This window comes from Bartonella sp. AP57NXGY, from assembly GCF_042195805.1.
Lineage (GTDB): Bacteria > Pseudomonadota > Alphaproteobacteria > Rhizobiales > Rhizobiaceae > Bartonella.
This window is the reverse complement of the sequence record NZ_JBHIOZ010000159.1, coordinates 1-1,550: the sequence shown is the minus strand read 5'-3', so window position 1 is coordinate 1,550 and position 1,550 is coordinate 1. Positions and strand designations below refer to the sequence as shown.

The window sequence follows — 1,550 nt, the reverse complement described above, 5'->3', positions numbered from 1 at the left end:
CCCTTCGCACACAGCAACGCAAAAGCGGTTTATCGCGTCGTGATGCTCTTTTAACAGAAGAGCGTGCACTCTTTTCGCAGCGTGCTTGTTGCCACTTTATTGAATACCTTGAAAAGAAGGGAACCGATTTTTCACGCCTCATTTTAGCAGGCTATTGGCCCATTAAATCGGAAATTGACCCGCGTCCTTTACTGGATGCTGTAGCGTTACGCGGTGGGCATTTAGCCTTACCAGCAGTTCTTGATTCCACCACCATGATTTTCCGTGCATTTTCGCCCAGCACAATTTTAGAGCCCATGCGTTTTGGCACCTTTGGTCCGGGTGCAGACAATGACGTTGTTGCCCCCAATAATATTATTGTTCCGCTTTCTGCATTTGATCGTCAATGTCACCGTCTTGGCTATGGAGGAGGATACTATGACCGTGCTGTTGCAGCTCTTGAAAAACAAGGGCATCAAATGATATTATGGGGCATAGGATTTTCATGTCAGGAGGTTTCCTCTATTCCCGCAGCAGAACATGATCTACAGGTACAAGGAATTTTTACAGAAAAAGGTTTCTTAAAATGTTAAAATGTGATTAAAGCGCCTATGCGTTTTTTATTTTTAGGTGACATTGTTGGTAGCACAGGCTGTAAAGCTGTTTTTGAATACCTTCCTCAACTGATTGAGAAATGGCAGCTTGATTTTGTTGTGGTAAATGGTGAAAATGCCTCTGGTGGTTTTGGTCTCACACAAGAAACGTATCAAGATCTTTTGATAACCGGTGTTGATGTTGTCACCACAGGTAATCATGCTTTTTCTCACAAAGAAGCATTGCAGTATGCCCATGAGAGTGATCGTTTTTTACGCCCTGCCAATTTTTCGAAAGAAACTCCTGGAAAAGGTTCTGGTGTTTTTACGGCAAAAAATGGCGCCCGTGTTCTTGTCGCCAATCTGTTGGGCAACGTTTTTATGCCGTGTAAAGTAGAAGATCCATTTGAAACAGCGGAAAATATTCTGCTTGCCTGTTCGTTGATGGAGCAAGCCGATACGATTATTTTTGACTTTCACGCAGAAACGACAAGCGAGAAGCAATGTTTTGGCCATTTTCTTGATGGTCGTGTGAGTGTTATCGTTGGCACCCATACGCATATTCCCACGGCTGACGCGCAGATCTTAGAAGGTGGGAGCGCCTATTTAACAGATGCAGGCATGTGTGGAGATTATAATTCATCTCTTGGAATGGATAAAGAAGAACCCTTACACCGTTTTCTTTATAAGACGAAGCAAGATCGTTTTGAACCGGCATGTGGTCCTGCCACCCTTTGTGGTTTAGCGGTTGAGATTTCAGATCGCACCGGTTTAGCAGAAAAGGTCTCAGCGGTACGGATTGGTCCTCATTTAAAGCCTGAAGTTCCGGATTTTTGGTAGCTTCTTTTAAGCCACCCCTTTGATGATCGCTCTCCACTGTGCGCCCTTTGGATGATTGCTCTCCAAGATTTTCTTTTGAGAACTCTATTTGGCAAGACGACTTTTCCAGCCCTTCCCAAATCCCTACTAAAAACACCC

General features: G+C 44.2%; 2 protein-coding genes. Both read left to right on the top strand.

The window, feature by feature from the left end; genetic code table 11:
* A partial coding sequence (locus tag ACFIL8_RS08915; RefSeq protein WP_375689500.1) for a 5-formyltetrahydrofolate cyclo-ligase occupies positions 1–572 on the top strand: 572 nt, incomplete at its 5' end.
* Positions 573–590: 18 nt separating this feature from the next.
* Complete coding sequence (locus tag ACFIL8_RS08910) at positions 591–1,412, top strand: TIGR00282 family metallophosphoesterase (RefSeq protein ID WP_375607046.1); 822 nt, start codon at positions 591–593, stop codon at positions 1,410–1,412.
* Positions 1,413–1,550 lie beyond the last annotated feature (138 nt).

What these genes read in the sequence shown, in the direction of transcription:
- ACFIL8_RS08910 (WP_375607046.1), top strand. Translation starts at nt 591, where the DNA reads ATGCGTTTTTTATTTTTAGGTGACATTGTTGGTAGCACAGGCTGTAAA.